This is a genomic window from Pseudomonas sp. 05N434 (assembly GCF_056396965.1).
The window spans coordinates 1-4,186 of the sequence record NZ_JBFTMK010000663.1; the positions used below are offsets into that span (position 1 = coordinate 1).

At 59.5% G+C, this 4,186-nt stretch carries 2 protein-coding genes and 2 pseudogenes; 2 read left to right on the top strand and 2 right to left on the bottom strand.

Translation table 11 applies throughout. The features are described 5' to 3' along the window. Positions 1-139 (bottom strand): annotated as a pseudogene (locus AC1DLB_RS27655) (TetR/AcrR family transcriptional regulator); the annotation flags it as partial. A 110-nt stretch (positions 140-249) separates the two neighbouring features. Then, complete coding sequence (locus AC1DLB_RS27660; protein ID WP_477786063.1) at positions 250-1,170, bottom strand: LysR family transcriptional regulator; 921 nt, start codon at positions 1,168-1,170, stop codon at positions 250-252. 126 nt (positions 1,171-1,296) lie between these two features. Here AC1DLB_RS27660 and aptA point away from each other — a divergent pair. Further along, a pseudogene (gene aptA / locus AC1DLB_RS27665) lies at positions 1,297-2,409 on the top strand (omega-aminotransferase AptA); the annotation flags it as partial. A 43-nt stretch (positions 2,410-2,452) separates the two neighbouring features. Then, complete coding sequence (locus AC1DLB_RS27670) at positions 2,453-3,946, top strand: CoA-acylating methylmalonate-semialdehyde dehydrogenase (protein ID WP_064616093.1); 1,494 nt, start codon at positions 2,453-2,455, stop codon at positions 3,944-3,946. The last annotated feature ends 240 nt before the right edge of the window (positions 3,947-4,186 follow it).

Below are 4,186 nucleotides of genomic sequence, written 5' to 3' on the forward strand. Positions count from 1 at the left end.
GCGCGATGGTGTTCATGCTGGTGCCTTTGAACCCGTGACGGGCGAACTCGTCTTCGGCGGCTTTGATGATGGTCTCTTCGTTCTTCTGACGAATGCGGCCGGCGGGTTTGCCGCCGTGGGCTGGGACTTCAAAGGTCATAGGCACTTCCGAACAGGTAGATGGGTGCAACCAGATGCGTTGATAGCGCACCCACGGGCCTCAGACAAGTCCTATGGCGATAAAACCTTGGGCACCGCTCCCACAAGCTTTCAGCGAGTCGCCGCCAGACTCTCCAAAAAACTCTCCAGAACCAGATGCGGGCGACGGCCCTTGCGTGTAACCGATGCCAGGCTCAGGTCAYAAAAACGTGCCTTGGGTTTCAGTGCACGCAAACGGCCTTGCTGCACCCAGAGGCTGGCGTAGTGATCCGGCAGGTAACCAATGTAGCGCCCGGTCAGGATCAGAAAGGCCATGCCCTCGCGATCCGACGCACTGGCGGTGCAATTGAGCGCCTGGTAATGGGCCTGAATCTCGGCGGGCAAACGGAAGGTCGGGGCGATGGCGTCCTGGCTGTTGAGGCGCTCATCATCCAGTTGTTTGTCGTCGACATAGAACAGCGGATGGCCGACCGCGCAATACAGCAGCGAGCGTTCGCTGTAGAGCGGCTGATACTCCAGCCCCGACAACGCGCTGGCTTGCGGCACCACGCCGACATGCAAGCGACCGTCGAGCACGCCTTGTTCGACTTCATTGGGCGCAATCATGCGGATCTGGATCTGCACGTCGGGGCCGCGTTCCTTCAATTGGGCCAGGGCGTGGGTGATGCGCATGTGGGGCAGGGTGACCAGGTTGTCGGTCAGGCCGATGGTTAATTCGCCGCGCAAGTGTTGGTGCAGGCCGTTGACCTCGGTGCGGAAACTTTCCAGCGCACTTAATAGCTGCAACGCAGATTGGTAGACCTCACGGCCTTCTTCGGTCAGGGAAAACCCCGCGCGACCTCGCTGGCACAGGCGCAGCCCCAGGCGTTGCTCCAGATCGCTCATTTGCTGGCTGATGGCCGAGCGACCGATACCCAGCACCGATTCCGCCGCGGAGAAGCCGCCACACTCCACCACGCTGCGAAAAATCCGCAGCAGGCGGATATCAAAGTCACTGACTTGCGCCAGCGGATCGGGGCGACGGGTACTCATAGTTTAGTCCGGGTCTGACTGAAGGTTAGAAAAGTTGGATTTCATCGACTTTATCCCCGTGGCAATTTAGCTGCAAGAACGCTTTTGATCTCCACGCCGCTTATTTTGCCCTGCGAGGTTTTGCCCATGAACGTGCCTGAAAACGCCCCGACTTCCCTGGCCAGCCAGCTCAAGCTTGACGCTCACTGGATGCCCTACACCGCGAACCGCAATTTCCAGCGCGACCCGCGCCTGATCGTGGCGGCCGAGGGCAGTTGGCTGACAGACGACAAGGGCCGCAAGGTCTACGATTCGCTCTCGGGTCTGTGGACCTGCGGCGCCGGGCACACCCGCAAGGAAATCCAGGAGGCGGTGGCCAAGCAATTGGGCACTCTCGATTACTCGCCGGGCTTCCAGTACGGTCACCCGCTGTCGTTCCAGTTGGCCGAGAAAATCACCGACCTGACCCCGGGCAATCTGAATCACGTGTTCTTCACCGATTCGGGTTCCGAATGTGCAGATACCGCGGTGAAAATGGTGCGTGCCTACTGGCGCCTGAAAGGCCAGGCGACCAAGACCAAGATGATCGGCCGCGCTCGTGGTTATCACGGCGTGAACATCGCCGGCACCAGCCTCGGCGGCGTGAACGGCAACCGCAAACTGTTCGGTCAGGCGATGATGGATGTCGATCATCTGCCGCACACCTTGTTGGCGAGCAATGCTTTCACTCGTGGCATGCCGGGGCAGGGTGGTATCGCGCTGGCGGATGAATTGCTCAAGTTGATCGAACTGCACGATGCCTCGAACATCGCAGCGGTATTCGTCGAGCCATTGGCCGGCTCCGCTGGCGTGCTGGTTCCGCCGCAGGGTTACCTCAAACGTCTGCGCGAGATCTGCGATCAGCACAACATCCTGCTGGTGTTCGACGAAGTGATCACCGGTTTCGGTCGTACCGGTTCGATGTTCGGTGCCGACAGCTTTGGTGTCACTCCGGACCTGATGTGTATTGCCAAGCAAGTCACCAACGGCGCGATCCCGATGGGCGCGGTGATTGCCAGCTCCGAGATCTACCAGACCTTCATGAACCAGGCGACGCCTGAGTACGCGGTGGAATTCCCGCACGGCTACACCTATTCCGCGCACCCGGTGGCTTGCGCCGCAGGCCTGGCGGCACTCGACCTRCTGCAAAAGGAAAACCTGGTGCAGAGCGTGGCCGAAGTCGCACCGCATTTCGAAAACGCACTGCACGGTGTGAAGGGGCGTCCTTTCAAAGGACGCCTGTGGACAATTTCAGGAGCCCCGCATGAGCCTCATCCCGCATTTGATCAATGGCGAACTGGTGACCGAAGACGGTCGCACGGCCGATGTGTTCAACCCGTCCACCGGCCAGGTTATCCACAAGCTGCCGTTGGCCAGCCGCGAAACCATTCAGAAAGCCATCGACTCGGCCAAGGCTGCGTTCCCGGCCTGGCGCAATACGCCAGCGGCCAAGCGCGCTCAGGTGATGTTCCGTTTCAAGCAACTGCTGGAACAGAACGAATCCCGCATCGCACAACTGATCAGCGAAGAACACGGCAAGACCCTGGAAGATGCTGCCGGTGAATTGAAGCGCGGGATCGAGAACGTCGAGTTCGCGTGCGCGGCACCAGAAATCCTCAAGGGTGAGTACAGCCGTAATGTCGGGCCGAACATCGATGCCTGGTCGGATTTCCAGCCATTGGGCGTAGTGGCCGGCATTACCCCGTTCAACTTCCCGGCCATGGTGCCGCTGTGGATGTATCCGTTGGCGATCGTCTGTGGCAACTGCTTTATCCTCAAGCCGTCTGAGCGCGATCCAAGCTCCACGCTGCTGATCGCTCAATTGTTACTGGAAGCCGGCCTGCCGAAAGGCGTGCTGAGTGTGGTGCATGGCGACAAGGCCGCAGTGGACGCACTGATTGAAGCGCCGGAAGTCAAAGCGTTGAGCTTCGTCGGTTCGACGCCGATTGCCGAATACATCTACGCCGAAGGCACCAAGCGCGGCAAACGCGTCCAGGCGCTGGGCGGGGCGAAGAACCATGCGGTATTGATGCCGGATGCGGATCTGGATAACGCGGTCAGCGCGTTGATGGGCGCCGCTTACGGTTCGTGCGGTGAGCGCTGCATGGCGATTTCGGTGGCCGTGTGTGTCGGTGACCAGGTGGCGGATGCGTTGGTGGCCAAACTGACACCGCAGATCAAGGCACTGAAAATCGGCGCTGGTACAACTTGTGGCCTGGACATGGGGCCTCTGGTCACCGGTCAGGCGCGGGACAAGGTCAGCGGTTATGTTGAAGACGGCGTAGGCGCCGGTGCGAAGCTGGTGGTGGACGGTCGTGGTCTGAGCGTGGCCGGTCATGAGGACGGCTTCTTCCTGGGTGGCTGCCTGTTCGATAACGTCACGCCAGAGATGCGCATCTATAAAGAAGAGATCTTCGGGCCGGTGCTGTGCGTCGTCCGGGTCAACAGCCTGGAAGAGGCGATGCAACTGATCAATGATCACGAGTATGGCAATGGCACCTGCATCTTTACCCGTGATGGGGAAGCGGCGCGGTTGTTCTGCGATGAGATCGAAGTGGGTATGGTCGGCGTCAACGTACCGTTGCCGGTGCCAGTGGCGTATCACAGCTTTGGCGGCTGGAAGCGTTCGCTGTTCGGCGATCTGCATGCTTATGGCCCGGATGGCGTGCGGTTCTATACGCGTCGCAAGGCTATTACCCAGCGCTGGCCGCAACGGGCAAGCCATGAAGCTTCGCAATTCGCATTCCCTAGCTTGTAAGTAGAAGGGCAGAAGGCCGACCTCTTGAGGTCGGCCTTTGTGTTTTCGGGCTGTTTTGACCGATATGACAGAAATGTGAAATTAGAGGTTGACGGCAGATCCTGGACGTCTATAATTCGCCCCACTTCCGGCGCAGTCGAAACGGAAAACTCCTTGGTAAACAACGAGTTACGCAGTTTTCGACAGCGGTTACGCTTCAGTTCATCGAAGCCAGAAGGAGTTGGTAAGGCAGGGTATTGT

Coding starts and splice junctions, on each gene's coding strand:
- AC1DLB_RS27670 (WP_064616093.1), top strand. CDS start 2,453: ATGAGCCTCATCCCGCATTTGATCAATGGCGAACTGGTGACCGAAGAC.